Source organism: Limimaricola soesokkakensis, from assembly GCF_900172345.1.
Classification (GTDB): domain Bacteria; phylum Pseudomonadota; class Alphaproteobacteria; order Rhodobacterales; family Rhodobacteraceae; genus Limimaricola; species Limimaricola soesokkakensis.
Window position 1 is genome coordinate 86,941 of the sequence record NZ_FWFY01000002.1, and the last position, 13,495, is coordinate 100,435.

14 protein-coding genes and 1 tRNA gene are annotated in these 13,495 nt (G+C 67.4%); 10 read left to right on the top strand and 5 right to left on the bottom strand.

The window, feature by feature from the left end:
* Positions 1 to 101: 101 nt before the first annotated feature.
* Together secE and LOS8367_RS03105 are read right to left on the bottom strand one after the other, a co-directional pair.
* On the bottom strand, positions 102 to 302 hold the full coding sequence (gene secE, locus LOS8367_RS03100) for a preprotein translocase subunit SecE (protein ID WP_045320283.1): 201 nt from the start codon (positions 300 to 302) through the stop codon (positions 102 to 104).
* A gap of 79 nt (positions 303 to 381) precedes the next feature.
* Positions 382 to 457, bottom strand: a tRNA-Trp gene (locus LOS8367_RS03105).
* Positions 458 to 595: 138 nt separating this feature from the next.
* On the opposite strand from LOS8367_RS03105, the gene LOS8367_RS03110 reads away from it, so the two are divergent.
* Positions 596 to 1,285 (top strand): lysophospholipid acyltransferase family protein, encoded by a 690-nt coding sequence (locus LOS8367_RS03110; protein ID WP_085894998.1) that lies wholly within the window; start codon positions 596 to 598, stop codon positions 1,283 to 1,285.
* Between the two features lie 91 nt (positions 1,286 to 1,376).
* Here the strand turns inward: LOS8367_RS03110 and tuf are convergent, their stop codons facing one another.
* Both tuf and parC read right to left on the bottom strand, forming a co-directional pair.
* Positions 1,377 to 2,552 (bottom strand): elongation factor Tu, encoded by a 1,176-nt coding sequence (tuf, locus tag LOS8367_RS03115; RefSeq protein WP_085894986.1) that lies wholly within the window; start codon positions 2,550 to 2,552, stop codon positions 1,377 to 1,379.
* Between the two features lie 140 nt (positions 2,553 to 2,692).
* Positions 2,693 to 5,011 carry a DNA topoisomerase IV subunit A gene (gene parC / locus LOS8367_RS03120; RefSeq protein WP_085894999.1) on the bottom strand — a complete coding sequence of 773 codons (2,319 nt, stop codon included), beginning with the start codon at positions 5,009 to 5,011 and terminating at the stop codon, positions 2,693 to 2,695.
* Positions 5,012 to 5,150: 139 nt separating this feature from the next.
* On the opposite strand from parC, the gene LOS8367_RS03125 reads away from it, so the two are divergent.
* The 9 genes from LOS8367_RS03125 (at position 5,151) to LOS8367_RS03165 (ending at position 12,773) form a co-directional block, all read left to right on the top strand.
* Positions 5,151 to 5,654, top strand: a complete 504-nt coding sequence (locus tag LOS8367_RS03125) for an SH3 domain-containing protein (protein WP_085895000.1) — start codon at positions 5,151 to 5,153, stop codon at positions 5,652 to 5,654.
* A gap of 85 nt (positions 5,655 to 5,739) precedes the next feature.
* Entirely contained in the window at positions 5,740 to 6,570 is an 831-nt protein-coding gene (locus tag LOS8367_RS03130; protein ID WP_085895001.1) for an SDR family oxidoreductase, read from the top strand.
* A gap of 75 nt (positions 6,571 to 6,645) precedes the next feature.
* Positions 6,646 to 6,849, top strand: coding sequence for a twin transmembrane helix small protein (locus LOS8367_RS03135; protein WP_085895002.1), 204 nt, complete (start codon positions 6,646 to 6,648; stop codon positions 6,847 to 6,849).
* Positions 6,849 to 7,421, top strand: a complete 573-nt coding sequence (locus tag LOS8367_RS03140; protein WP_085895003.1) for a cob(I)yrinic acid a,c-diamide adenosyltransferase — start codon at positions 6,849 to 6,851, stop codon at positions 7,419 to 7,421. The genes LOS8367_RS03135 and LOS8367_RS03140 overlap by 1 nt, the downstream gene beginning before the upstream one ends.
* 90 nt (positions 7,422 to 7,511) lie before the next feature.
* Positions 7,512 to 8,468: a calcium-binding protein gene (locus tag LOS8367_RS03145; protein ID WP_085895004.1), complete on the top strand. Its 957-nt coding sequence runs from the start codon at positions 7,512 to 7,514 to the stop codon at positions 8,466 to 8,468.
* Positions 8,469 to 8,627: 159 nt separating this feature from the next.
* Complete coding sequence (gene rpsO / locus LOS8367_RS03150) at positions 8,628 to 8,897, top strand: 30S ribosomal protein S15 (RefSeq protein ID WP_085895005.1); 270 nt, start codon at positions 8,628 to 8,630, stop codon at positions 8,895 to 8,897.
* A gap of 185 nt (positions 8,898 to 9,082) precedes the next feature.
* Positions 9,083 to 11,215, top strand: a complete 2,133-nt coding sequence (gene pnp / locus LOS8367_RS03155; protein ID WP_085895006.1) for a polyribonucleotide nucleotidyltransferase — start codon at positions 9,083 to 9,085, stop codon at positions 11,213 to 11,215.
* A gap of 184 nt (positions 11,216 to 11,399) precedes the next feature.
* On the top strand, positions 11,400 to 12,068 hold the full coding sequence (locus LOS8367_RS03160; RefSeq protein WP_085895007.1) for a hypothetical protein: 669 nt from the start codon (positions 11,400 to 11,402) through the stop codon (positions 12,066 to 12,068).
* A gap of 141 nt (positions 12,069 to 12,209) precedes the next feature.
* Positions 12,210 to 12,773: a L,D-transpeptidase gene (locus tag LOS8367_RS03165; RefSeq protein WP_085895008.1), complete on the top strand. Its 564-nt coding sequence runs from the start codon at positions 12,210 to 12,212 to the stop codon at positions 12,771 to 12,773.
* Between the two features lie 43 nt (positions 12,774 to 12,816).
* Here the strand turns inward: LOS8367_RS03165 and LOS8367_RS03170 are convergent, their stop codons facing one another.
* On the bottom strand, positions 12,817 to 13,470 hold the full coding sequence (locus LOS8367_RS03170) for a peroxiredoxin (RefSeq protein WP_085895009.1): 654 nt from the start codon (positions 13,468 to 13,470) through the stop codon (positions 12,817 to 12,819).
* Positions 13,471 to 13,495 lie beyond the last annotated feature (25 nt).

Below are 13,495 nucleotides of genomic sequence, written 5' to 3' on the forward strand. Positions count from 1 at the left end.
CAAAGCGGCGCGCACTCGCGCGCCGTTTCCCAAGTCCGCCGGTCAGTAGCGCCCGGCGCGGCGCAGATCAAGCCCCACGGCCCGATGCCCGATGGGCGGGATCAGCCGGCCAGCCCTTCCAGCACTGCCTGGAGACCGGAGCGGATGCCCAGATCCACGAGGCTGAAGAACAGCGCGGCGACGGCGGCGAGGATGAAGATCATCACCGTGGTCAGCAGCACTTCGCGGCGGGTCGGCCAGACCACCTTGGCGATCTCGGCGCGGGTCTGCTGCGCGAACTGGACGGGGTTGGTTCTGGCCATCATCTACACCTTTCCGGGGATCGATGCGGGACATACGGGGACGCCGCGCGATCTGCAAGCGGGCGCGCCGCAGTGGTCCTGGCAGGGGCAGGGGGACTCGAACCCACGACCCTCGGTTTTGGAGACCGATGCTCTACCAACTGAGCTATACCCCTAGGACCGCCCCCCGAGTAGTCGCAATTCGCGCCGGGATCAAGGCCCCCGGAACTCATTCGGACGCCAAAGCCCCCTCCCCCGCCCTTGCCCTCGCGGCGGGGCCTTGCAAGATGCGCGGCGCAGCCCGGAGGAACCCCATGTCGATCGGCAAGAGACTGGCCAAGAGCGCCGCCGTGACCCGCGGAATGGGGGGAATCGCCCATGCGTGGCTCGCGCATTGCCAGCGCAACACGTCGTGGGAACTACGCGGCGAGGACGGGTTGCGCGCGGCACTGGCCGAAGGTCCGGTGCTGCTGGTGCTGCGCCATTCGCGGCTGATGCTGGGGCCGTTCCACTGGCCGCGCGAGGCCGGCGATCTCTCGACCCTGCACGACACCTCGCCGATCGCGCGAATCGCCGGCGACACGCATCGCAGGCGCGGGCTGACGCCGGTGGCGATGTCGCGACGGCTTTCGAATCTCGCGATGTCGCGCATGGTGATGGAACGGCTGCGCGCCGGCGCCAGCATCGGCATCACCGCCGACGGCCCGCTGGGCCCCGCTGGCGAGATCAACGATCCGCCGCTCGACTGGGCCCGGATCACCGGGCGACCGGTGTTCTTCTACGCCTACTCCACCGAGAGGCAGAGCCGGGCGAATAGCTGGGACCGGCTGCTGCTGCCGCGCCCGGGCGGCCGCGGCGCGGTGGTGTTCCGGCCCTGGGACCGGCAGATGCCGCGCAAGGCGGACGAAGCGGCGCGCGAGGCGGCGCGGGCCGCGATGAAGGCGGCGCTCGACGCGACCACGGCCGAGGCCGACGCGATGCTGGGCCTGCCCCCGGGCGACTGAGCCCCATCCCTCGAATGCGAAAAGGGCCGCCCCTCGGGGCGGCCCTTCGATCGTGACGGGTCCGGGCGGCGATACCGCCCGGAGACCGGGATCACTCGATGATTTTCGAGACGACGCCGGCGCCGACGGTGCGGCCGCCTTCGCGGATGGCGAAGCGCAGGCCGTCTTCCATGGCGATCGGTGCGATCAGCTCGACGTTGAACTTCAGGTTGTCGCCCGGCATCACCATCTCGGTGCCCTCGGGGAGGACGACGGTGCCGGTGACGTCGGTGGTCCGGAAGTAGAACTGCGGGCGGTAGTTCGCGAAGAACGGCGTGTGGCGGCCACCCTCTTCCTTGGTGAGGATGTAGGCCTCGGCCTCGAACTTGGTGTGCGGTGCGACCGACTTGGGCTTGCACAGCACCTGGCCACGCTCGACGCCTTCACGGTCGATGCCGCGCAGCAGCACGCCGACGTTGTCGCCCGCCTCGCCGCGGTCGAGCAGCTTGCGGAACATCTCGACGCCGGTGCAGGTCGACTTCTTGGTGTCGCGGATGCCGACGATCTCGATCTCGTCGCCGACATTGATCACGCCACGCTCGACGCGGCCGGTCACCACGGTGCCGCGGCCGGAGATCGAGAACACGTCCTCGATCGGCATCAGGAACGGCAGGTCGACGGCGCGGGCCGGGGTCGGGATGTACTCGTCGACGGCCTTCAGCAGCTCGCGGATCGAGTTCTCGCCGATCGCCTCGTCGCGGCCTTCCATGGCGGCGAGCGCCGAGCCCTTGATGATCGGAATGTCGTCACCCGGGTAGTCGTAGGACGACAGCAGCTCGCGGATTTCCATCTCGACGAGCTCCAGGAGCTCCTCGTCATCCACCTGGTCGACCTTGTTCATGTAGACGACCATGTAGGGGATGCCCACCTGGCGGCCGAGCAGGATGTGCTCGCGGGTCTGCGGCATCGGGCCGTCGGCAGCGTTCACCACCAGGATCGCGCCGTCCATCTGCGCCGCACCGGTGATCATGTTCTTCACGTAGTCGGCGTGGCCGGGGCAGTCGACGTGGGCGTAGTGCCGCGACTCGGTCTCGTACTCGACGTGGGCGGTCGAGATGGTGATCCCGCGGGCCTTCTCTTCCGGCGCGCCGTCGATCTGGTCGTAGGCGCGGAAGTCACCGAAATACTTGGTGATCGCCGCCGTCAGCGTCGTCTTGCCGTGGTCCACGTGACCGATGGTCCCGATGTTCACGTGCGGTTTGGTGCGTTCGAATTTTGCCTTGGCCATCTGCGCTGGCGCCTCGCGTGTTCGGGGGCCTCCCTGGCCCGGTTCGACATCGCGGGCGATGTATTTGCATCGGAGAGGGAAATCAAGCGCCAAGAGGCGCGCGGCTTGCACCGCGCGCCTCTTCCCTCGACGAAACGAGATCAGTTGAAGCGGTTGTCGCGCGGGAAGCCGCGCGGCGCCATGCGCCCGGCGGTGGCGCGCTTGGCGGTCCAGTCGGCAAGGTCGCTCTCGGTCCGGGTCCGGCCCGCCGGGTCCTTCCAGGACAGCCCCGCCTCCAGCACGAAGGTAGTGGCGTCCGACAGCCCGCCATCCTTGTACTTCTGCAGCCGCACGCCCTTGCCCCGGGTCATCTCGGGCAGCTCGTCGAGCGGGAACACCAGCACCTTGCGGTTGTCGCCCACCACCGCCACCGCGTCGCCGGTCACGGGCTTGCAGATCTTCGCCACCACCTCGTCCTTGACGTTCAGCACCTGCTTGCCCGCGCGGGTCTGCGCCAGCACCTCGTCCTCGTTGACGATGAAGCCGTCACCGGCCGAGGAGGCGACCAGAAGTCGCCGCTCCGGACGGTAGAGATGCAGCGCCACGATCTGCGCCTCGTTCGGCAGATCCACCATCAGGCGCAGCGGCTCGCCCATGCCGCGCCCGCCGGGCAGGCTGCTGGCCGAGACGGTGTAGAACCGCCCGTTCGAGCCGAACACCAAGAGCCGGTCGGTGGTCTCGGCATGCAGCACGAAGCGGCCCTTGTCGCCATCCTTGAACTTCAGCTCGCTGTCGAGCGCGATATGGCCCTTCATCGCGCGGATCCAGCCCATCTCGGAGCAGACGATGGTGATCGGCTCGCGCTCGATCATCGCCTCGATCGGCACGTCTGGGATCTCGGTGCCCTCGGCGAAGCCGGTGCGCCGCTGTCCGCCGGGCGAGGCATGGCCCATCAGCTTGCGGGTCTCGCGCAACTGATCCGCGATCGACTTCCACTGCTTGTCCTCGGAGGCGAGCAGGTCCTCGAGCCCGGCCCGCTCCTGCATCAGCGCGTCCTGCTCCTTGAGAAGCTCCAGCTCCTCCAGCCGGCGCAGGCTCCTGAGCCGCATGTTGAGGATCGCCTCGGCCTGCACCTCGGTGAGGCCACCGCCACCCAACGCTTCGGTCAACGGCGAGCGGTAGTCGCGCTCGGAGACGGCGCGGACGTGGTCGCGGTCCCAGTCCTCGGCCATCAGCGCCTGTTTGGGCTGATCGTCGTAGCGGATGATGTCGATCACCCGGTCGAGGTTGAGGAAGGCGGTGATGAAGCCCTCGAGCACCTCGAGCCGGTGGTCGATCTTTTCCAGTCGGTGCTGCGAGCGCCGCTGCAGCACCTCGCGCCGGTGATCGAGGAAGGCACGCAGCACCTCCTTCAGCGAGCAGACCTTGGGCGTCAGCCCGTCGATCAGCACGTTCATGTTGAGACCGAAGCGGATCTCTAGGTCGCTGTTCTTGAACAGCATCCCCATCATCATCTCGGGCTCGACCGTCTTGGCGCGCGGCTCCAGCACGATGCGCACATCCTCGGCGCTCTCGTCGCGCACATCCGCCAGAAGGGGGATCTTGCGGGTCTGGATCAGCTCGGCGAGGCGCTCGATCAGCTTCGATTTCTGCACCTGGTAGGGAATCTCGGTAACCACCACCTGCCACTGGCCGCGGCCCAGCTCCTCGACCTCCCAACGCGCGCGCAGCCGGAAAGAGCCGCGCCCTGTGCGGTAGGCCGTGAGAATGTTCTCGCGCGGCTCGACCAGCACGCCGCCGGTCGGGAAATCGGGGCCGGGCACCAGATCGACGAGCTTCTCGTCAGAGACGCCCGGCGTCTTGATCATGTAGAGGCAAGCCTCGATCAGCTCGTGCAGGTTATGCGGCGGGATATTGGTCGCCATGCCGACCGCGATTCCGGACGAGCCGTTGGCCAGCAGGTTCGGGAAGGCCGCGGGCATCACCACGGGCTCTTCGAGGGTCCCGTCGTAGTTCGGGCGGAAATCGACCGCGTTCTCGGTCAGCCCTTCCATCAGCGCCTCGGCTGCCGCCGTGAGGCGGGCCTCGGTGTAGCGCGCGGCGGCCGGGTTGTCGCCGTCGATGTTGCCGAAGTTGCCCTGCCCGTCCACGAGCGGGTAGCGCACGGCGAAATCCTGCGCGAGGCGGGCCATCGCGTCGTAGATCGCGGCGTCGCCATGCGGGTGATAGTTGCCCATCACGTCGCCCGAGATCTTCGCGGATTTGCGGAAGCCGCCGGTCGAGGAGAGCTTCAGCTCGCGCATGGCATAAAGGATACGCCGATGCACCGGCTTGAGACCGTCGCGCGCGTCGGGCAGCGCCCGGTTCATGATCGTGGAGAGCGCATAGCTCAGATAACGCTCGCCTATGGCACGGCGCAGCGGCTCGGTCAGGTCCTGCTCCGGCAGGGCCGGGAGGGCGTCGTCAAGGGGGTCTGGCATGAAAAGCTTCCTATCGACGGGAACCATCGGCGTAAAGTCGCGGTTGGGCAGGTAACGGATCAGCGAGATCCTGCGCCGCGGAGAGCGTCACATGAGAGTGACCAAACCGGCGGGGTGTTGAGCAGAACAAGAGGTTTTCATGAAACATGTTTTCGGCATCGGTGCCACTTTTCTCCTGCTCGGCGTGGGCTATTACGAAATGTCCGGCGGCGCCGATTTCCGGCCGCAGACGATGATCGGCGCGGTGCAGGCCAGCACCCCGTCCCCCGAGATGATCGCCCGTCACGACGTCGAGCGCGGCGAGTCGGGTATTCCGGTCACCGCGATGCGCGAATTTCCCGAGAATGTCGAGTTGATCTCGGCCTCCTTCATGCCGAAGCCGGCCAAGGCCGAGCCGGTCGAGACCGTCGCCACGCCGGCCGTTGCCGAAACCATGTCGGATATCCAACTGCGCCAGATCAGCGGCGATTGGGTCAACATGCGCCAAGGCCCCGGCACCAGCCACGCCGTGCTCGACACCCTGCCCCGCGGCACCGAAGCCCGGCTGATCGAAAGCGCCGGTGGCTGGGCCAGGATCGAGATCACCTCGACTGGCGAGACCGGCTGGATGTCCGAACGGCTGCTCGCCCCCGTCGAAGGCTGAGCCCGAAACCAATCTGCCCGAAGAGGCGCCCCCAAGGGGCGCCTTTTTCGTTGCACCCTGCCCCCTGCCCCGCCATGAGACCCGCATGGACACCTCCCGCTCCCTCCTCGTCACCGGCTCCTCCTCCGGCATCGGTCTTGCCTGCGCGCGCCACATGCGCGACCGGGGCTGGCGTGTCTTTGCCAGCTGCCGGGCCGAGACCGATTGCGCGCGGCTGCGGGCCGAGGGCTTCGAGGCACCGCGGCTCGACTATGCCGAGCCGGACAGCGTGGCGGAAGGGCTGGCCGCGGTGCTGGAAGCCACCGGCGGACGGCTCGACGCGCTCTACAACAACGGCGCCTTCGCCTGCCCCGGCGCGGTCGAGGACCTGCCGCGCGAGGCGCTGGCGGAAATCTTCGAGACCAACCTGTTCGGCTGGCACGACCTGACCCGGCGGGTCATCCCGGTGATGCGGGCCCAAGGCGCGGGCCGGATCGTCAACTGCTCCTCGGTGCTCGGCCTCGTAGGGGTGAAGTGGCGCGGCGCCTATGTCGCGACCAAATTCGCGCTGGAGGGTCTGACCGACGTGTTGCGGCTCGAGATGGCCGGGACCGGCATCCACATCTCGCTGATCGAGCCGGGCCCCGTAACCTCGCGGATCCGCGCCAACTCGATTCCGCATTTCGAGCGCTGGATCGACTGGAAGGGTTCGGCCCGGCGGGCGGAATACGAAGGCCTGCTGCACCGGCTCTATGCCGAGCGCGGCCCGGACCGGTTCGAATTGCCGCCCGAGGCGGTGGCCGACAAGCTCGCCCATGCGCTGGAGGCGCGACGGCCGCGACCGCGTTACTACGTCACCACGCCCACGCATGTTTCCGGCACGTTGCGGCGGCTGTTGCCGACCCGGGCGCTCGACTGGGTAGTGGCCCGGGGGTGAACCCGCGACACCGCGCCCCGCTTTGCCTCGAGCCACACGGCCGCTAGATGGTAGGGCAACCGCGAAAGGCGCCCCATGTTCGAAGATCCGCTATTCATCCTCGTCGTTCTCGCCGTCCTGATCGTCGCCGGCATCCTGATGTTCGGCGTCGGCACCTTCGGAAAGGGCGGCGATTTCAACCGCAAATACGCCAACAAGATCATGCGTTGGCGCATCGGCGCGCAATTCGTCGCGGTGCTGCTGATCCTGCTCTACGTGTTCCTGCGGGGGGTGAACTGATGGTCGTGCTGAACCGCATCTATACCCGTACCGGCGACAAGGGCGACACCGCGCTGGGCGATGGCAGCCGGGTGAACAAGGACGCGCTGCGGGTCGAGGCCTATGGCACGGTCGACGAGACCAATGCCACGATCGGGCTGGCGCGCCTGCATGCCGAGGACGAGATGGACGCCGCGCTGGGCCGTATCCAGAACGACCTGTTCGATCTGGGGGCCGATCTGTGCCGGCCGGATCCTGACCGGGATTCCGAGGCGAAATACCCGGTGTTGCGCATGACCGCCGGCCAGACCGAGCGGCTGGAGCGCGAGATCGACGCGATGAACGAGGCGCTGGAGCCGCTCCGCAGCTTCGTGCTGCCGGGCGGCTCGGCGCTGGCCGCGCATCTGCACCTGTGCCGCACCGTCTCGCGCCGGGCCGAGCGGCTGGCGGTGGCGCTGGGTCGCGCCGAGGCGGTGAACGCGCATGCGGCGCGCTACCTGAACCGGCTCTCGGACTGGTTCTTCGTCGCGGCGCGGATCGCCAATGATTCGGGCCGCGCCGACGTGCTGTGGCAGCCCGGCGCCAACCGCTGATCCCCCGCCCTTAACCCTGCCGGACGGTTCCGGGCCATAAGCCCTTCGCCTCATGCGAGCCTGCACTTCGCCCTCGTCGCGGAGATTGCCATGCTCGCCCTGCTCGGACTGCTCGGTCTTGCCCTTACCGGTGCGGCGTTGCTGCCGCCCATGATCACCGAGGGCGGCCCCGAGGCCGACACCGATGAGTCCGACACCGACGGGCCCGACGCGCCGTCGAGGACCGTACCGCTCGAAGCAGCCTTCGAGCTGGACGGCGATTCCGCCCTCGAATCCGCAGCAACCTTGCCGCAGCGCCTGTCCGACACGGGCAGCGAAGCCCCCGACGTGATCTACGGCGACATCCTCGCCTCGGGGATGGCCGACCATGTCGAGGCCGGCGCGGGACACGATCATGTCGATCTGCGCGATGGCCCAGACCGGGCCGATGGCGGCGCTGGCGATGACGAGATCCATGGCGGGCGCGGCGAGGATAGGCTTGCGGGCGGCATCGGCGATGACGCGCTGTGGGGGCATGTCGGCGACGACCTGCTTCGTGGCGGCGCCGGAGACGACGCGATCCGCGCCGGCTCCGGCCATGACCGGCTGTTCGGGGGTGCGGGTCACGACGCGCTGGGCGGCGATCTGGGCGACGACATGCTGCATGGCGGCGCAGGACGCGACGTGCTGCATGGCGGCGCCGGCGACGATCGGCTCGACGGCACCGGTGACGGCTCGGGCGTCGGGGCGAGCGATTTCCTCAATGGTGGCGCAGGCGACGACGTCATCGCGGCGGGCGCTGGCGACACGGCGCATGGCGGAACCGGCGGCGACATCTTCGCGCTGCGCAGCGTCGAGGCGGGCGACCCGGCGGTACTCGCCGATTTCGACGCCGCCCAGGATCGGATCGTGGTGCTGCATCCCGAGGGCGCCGCGCCGGAACTGACGCTGGAGCCGTGGCCTGAGGGGCTGCTGCTGCGCGCCGACGGCGCGGCGCTGCTGCGGCTCGACGGGATCGACGCGCTCGCGCCGGGCGCGGTGCTGCTGCTTACCGATCCCGTCGCCTGAGTCCCGCCGCGTCCCCGCGCCACAGCAAACCGCTTTCCTTTTCGGACGATTTCCCCTATGGGCACCCATCCGTCGTCCTATATGGAGACGGTACTCCATGGGCCCTGCTGGACGACATCCCGGCTTGCGCCATCACTCTCATCCCGAAAGGAGACCCCGATGTCGATCACCGTGGAAGACAAGGCCAAGGTCATCAGCGATTTCGCCACCAAAGACGGCGACACCGGTTCGCCCGAAGTGCAGGTCGCGATCCTGACCTCGCGCATCGCGACCCTGACCGAGCACTTCAAGACCCACAAGAAGGACAACCACGGTCGCCGTGGCCTTCTCAAGCTGGTCGCCCGCCGCCGCAAGCTTCTCGACTACGTGAAGAACAAGGACGTCGAGCGTTACCAGGCCCTGATCGGCCGCCTCGGCATCCGCCGCTAAGGTTTTCAGGGACCGCGCCACGGCGCGGTCCCTTTGCTATCCGGGATGGCGCGGACCGGGCTCGACCCGCGTCACGGAAACACGAGAGCCAGGGGCATCCGGCCCCTCCGCAACCCGCCCCCAGGGACTGTTCACGCATTAGGGGGGCACAAGGGCCCGAAGGTCGGGCCAGAATGGAAAAGACGATGTTTCACGACGTGAAAAAATCGATCCAGTGGGGCGAAGAGACGCTGACGCTGGAAACCGGCAAGGTCGCGCGCCAGGCCGACGGCTCGGTCATCGCGACGCTGGGCGAAACCAGCGTGATGGCCAACGTCACCTTCGCCAAGGCGCCGAAGCCGGGTCAGGACTTCTTTCCCCTGACCGTCCACTACCAGGAAAAATACTACGCCGCCGGCAAGATCCCGGGCGGCTTCTTCAAGCGCGAGGCGCGCCCGACCGAGAAGGAGACGCTGACCGCGCGCCTGATCGACCGGCCGATCCGTCCGCTCTTCGTGCCGGGCTTCAAGAACGAAGTGCTGGTGATGTGCACCGTGCTGAGCCACGACCTCGTCAACGATCCCGACGTCGTCGCGATGATCGCCGCCTCGGCCGCGCTGACGATCTCCGGCGCCCCCTTCATGGGCCCGATCGCCGGTGCCCGCGTCGGCTACGTCGATGGCGAATACGTGCTGAACCCGACCGTCGACGACATGCAGAACCTGCGCTCGAACCCCGAGCAGCGCCTCGACCTGGTGGTCGCCGGCACCAAGGACGCGGTCATGATGGTCGAGTCCGAGGCCTACGAGCTGACCGAGGACGAGATGCTCGGCGCCGTGACCTTCGCGCATGAGCAGATCCAGCCGGTGATCGACCTGATCATCGATCTGGCCGAGGAATGCGCCAAGGAGCCCTTCGACTTCACCCCCCCGGACTACTCGGCGCTCTACGACGCCGTGAAGGCCGCCGGCGAAGAGAAGATGCGCGCCGCCTTCGCGATCACCGACAAGCAGGAGCGCACGGCCGCCGTCGCTCAGGCCCGCGAGGACATCAAGGCCCAGCTCACCGAGGAACAGCTCGAGGACGCGAACCTCGGCTCCGCGCTGAAGAAGCTCGAATCGAGCGTGCTGCGCGGCGACGTGGTCAAGAAGGGCCAGCGCATCGACGGCCGTAACCTCGACACCGTTCGCGACATCGTGGCCGAGACCGGCCTGCTGCCGCGCACCCACGGCTCGGCGCTGTTCACCCGTGGCGAGACCCAGGCGCTGGTCGTGACCACGCTCGGCACCGGCGATGACGAGCAGTTCATCGACGCGCTGCACGGCAACTTCAAATCGAACTTCCTGCTGCACTACAACTTCCCCCCCTACTCGGTGGGCGAAGTGGGCCGCGTGGGCTCTCCCGGCCGTCGCGAGATCGGCCATGGCAAGCTCGCCTGGCGCGCGCTGCAGGCGGTGCTGCCGGCACCGACCGACTTCCCCTACACGATCCGCCTCGTCTCTGAGATCACCGAATCGAACGGCTCGTCCTCGATGGCGTCGGTCTGCGGCGGCTCGCTGGCCATGATGGATGCGGGCGTGCCGCTGAAATCGGCCGTGGCCGGCGTGGCGATGGGCCTCGTGCTTGAGGACGACGGCTCCTACGCGGTGCTGACCGACATCCTCGGCGACGAGGATCACCTCGGCGACATGGACTTCAAGGTCGCGGGCACCGAGACCGGCATCACCTCGCTGCAGATGGACATCAAGGTCGCTGGCATCACGCCCGAGATCATGAAGAAGGCGCTGGCGCAGGCCAAGGCCGGCCGTCTGCATATCCTCGGCGAGATGAACAAGGCGCTCTCCGGCGTTGGTGAGTTCTCGGTCCACGCGCCGCGCATCGAAACGATGCAGATCCCGACCGACAAGATCCGCGAAGTGATCGGCTCGGGCGGCAAGGTGATCCGCGAGATCGTCGAAGTCTCGGGCGCCAAGGTCGACATCAACGACGACGGTGTGATCAAGATCGCCTCGGCCAACGGTGAGGCGATCCAGAAGGCCTATGACATGATCTACTCGATCGTGGCCGAGCCCGAAGAAGGCAAGGTCTACAAGGGCACTGTCGTGAAGCTCGTCGACTTCGGCGCCTTCGTGAACTTCTTCGGCAAGCGTGACGGCCTCGTGCATGTCAGCCAGATCGAGAACCGCCGCCTGAACCACCCCTCGGACGTCCTCAAGGAAGGCCAGGAGGTCTGGGTCAAGCTGCTGGGCTTCGACGATCGCGGCAAGGTGCGCCTGTCGATGAAGGTCGTGAACCAGGAGACCGGCGAAGAAGCCAAGGAAGATGCGCAGGCCGACTGATCCGGCTTGCATCAAGACGGAAAAGGGGCCTTCGGGCCCCTTTTTCATGTCCGATCCCTGCGCGTCGCCAGACCTGCGGCGCCTCGACCACATGTATTGGTGATCGATAGGGGCAGGCCGCCCTTGGGTTGTGGCCACCCTGCCGTCTTCGGCAGATGCGCCTGCAAGACAACAAGGATCCCCCATGCGTCCCAGCCTCCCCCTCGCCGCCGCTTTCCTGCTCGTCGCCACGACGGTTCAGGCGCAATCACTCACCGACAGCGTCGAAGGCGCCTCCACCGGCTTCGGCGTTTCCAGCTTCGGTCTCTACGGCTCTGCCGCCTACGAGGTGATGCCCAAGCTGCGCTTGCGCGGCGTCCTCACCGGCCTTCCGGATTTCGAGTTCGAAGGCGACAAAGATGATTTCGGCACGGAGATCACCGCCGATGGCAGCTTTGGCGGCATCGCCGCGCTGGCGGACTACCACCCCTATGGCGGCGGCTTCCGCGTCTCGGGCGGCCTGTTCTTTTCCAGCAGCGATCTCGACGGCAGCGGCCGTGGCTTCGAGGCGGATGACGGCATGACCTACGACGATGCGCGTGTAGATGCCTCGGTCCGCTTCGAGAACGAGGTCGCGCCGATGCTGGCGCTTGGCTACACGAGCGGCGGCGCGCATGGTTGGGGCTTCGAGAGCGAGATCGGCCTGATCGGCATCGGTGGCGTCGAGGTGGCGCTCGACGGCACCAGCGGCGATCCGAGCGTCGATGCGGAGTTCGAAGCCGACCTGCAGGAGATGGAAGACGACGCCAACGAGACCGGCAGCGATCTGGTCGTCTATCCTTGGCTCTCGCTCGGCGTCAGCTACCGCTTCTGAAACAGGGCCTTATGCCTCTTTAGTCGGCCCCTTCCGGGGCCGGCCATTTTTCTGCGACGAGCTTAACCACGGCGCGGCGATTCGGTGTTATGCTGCCCGGACAGAGGCGAAACGGGCCGCAGAGCCCGGACAGGAGCAGGCATGAAACTCTCGAGACGAGGCGTACTTGCGGCTGCCGCCGCGATCGTGGCCACCGGACCGGTTCTGGCCGCCCCCCCGCGCGTGGTGAAGATCCCGCGCGAGTGGCTGCCCACCGAGATCAACGTCAACGAGGCGCTGGCGCCGGGGCAGATCCATGTGCGGATCGCGCAGAACAGGCTCTACTGGACCTTGGGCAATGGCCGGGCGATCCGCTATGTCGTGGCGCTCGGCGCGGCGGGGCGCAACTTCACCGGCACCGCCCAGGTGGCGCGCAAGGCCGAATGGCCGGCCTGGACCCCCACCGCCAACATGATCCGGCAGGAACCGGCAGTTTACGGCCCCTATTCGGGCGGGCTGCCCGGCGGCCATGCCCGCAACCCGCTCGGCTCGCGCGCTCTCTATCTCTATCAGAACGGGCGCGACACCTATTACCGCATCCACGGCACGCCGCAGCCTTGGACCATGGGGCGCAAATTCTCGTCGGGCTGCGTGCGGCTGATCAACGAGCATGTCGAGGATCTCTACGACCGCGTGCCGATCGGCACGACGGTCGTCGTCATCTAAACCCGGCGCGCCCCTCTCGACGGGGCGCGCCGCGCGTTTCGCCTTACTGCGGCGATTTGGTCATCCGCAGATAGGGCAGCACGGTCTCGAACTCGCCGAACTTGGCCTTCGCGTCCTCGTCCGAGAGCGTGGCCGGGATCACCACGTCCTGACCGACCTGCCAGTCGGCCGGCGTCGCCACGCCCTTGCCGGTGGTGAGTTGCAGCGCGTCGAGCGCGCGCAGCACCTCCGAGAAGTTGCGACCGACGGTCATCGGATAGGTCATCGACAGCTTCAGCTGCTTGTCGGGACCGATGACGAAGACGGCACGTACGGTGGCGCTGTCATTGGGGGTGCGGCCGTCGGGCAGATAGGCGTCGGCGGGCAGCATGTCGAAGGCCTTGGAGATGTCCAGACCGTCATCGGCGACGATCGGGAACTCGGGCGCAACGCCGCCGGCCTTCTCGATGTCCTTCTTCCAGCGGACATGCTCATCGACTCCGTCCACCGAGACGCCGAGCACCTTGGTGCCTCGTTTCTTCCACTCGGCGTCGAGCCGTGCCACGGCACCGAACTCGGTGGTGCAGACGGGGGTGAAGTCCTTGGGATGGCTGAAGATGATCGCCCAGTTATCGCCGACCCAGTCATGCAGGGCGAACTCGCCCTGGTCGGTCTTGACGGTCAGATTCGGAATCTCGTCATTGATGCGCAGGGCCATGGTAACCTCCTGTAACACTGTTCCC